Source organism: Candidatus Aquicultor secundus, assembly GCF_002791875.1.
GTDB lineage: Bacteria > Actinomycetota > Aquicultoria > Aquicultorales > Aquicultoraceae > Aquicultor_A > Aquicultor_A secundus.
In genome coordinates this window covers 1,668-2,200 of the sequence record NZ_PFNG01000242.1, presented here as the reverse complement: position 1 = coordinate 2,200, position 533 = coordinate 1,668, and positions in this window count along the sequence as shown.

Sequence of the window (533 nt, the reverse complement as noted above, 5' to 3'; positions counted from 1 at the left end):
CATAAATTTTTGCAACCGTTCTTCCATTGTTTATCACCGGCCATCGATAGCTGTTTTGGATATTATATACCAATCGAGGCGTTTTAGCTGTTGCTAGGTGGGGGAAGGGTTGGGTTTATGGTAATGGATGGGTATTTGGGATGAGGGATGTGGTTGGATTGAGCGGTTATAAGCTATGGAGTTCGAATCCGATCCGGGGAGCCATTTGGAAGAATATGGTTATTAAGGCTCTGTAGAGCCAAAATATCGGTTCGAATAATTCATAACCCCGGACAGGACGTAATTCGAACCACGGCAGTAATGGCTTTGACGAGCCATTTTTGTTTTTGGAGAAAGTTCGAAACCGATCCCCTGATTTTGCTCAGATCATAACTCAGATCATAAGTATGATTACTGAAATAGTCACACTTCATGTATCTAATGTTACTCATTGAGTAACATTAACGACATAGGGTGCTAGATGAGATATCTTGCAGAAACCCTAAGCAACTTAATCGAAAGCTAAAGAAACATGTCTGGTTACAAAAACTCTT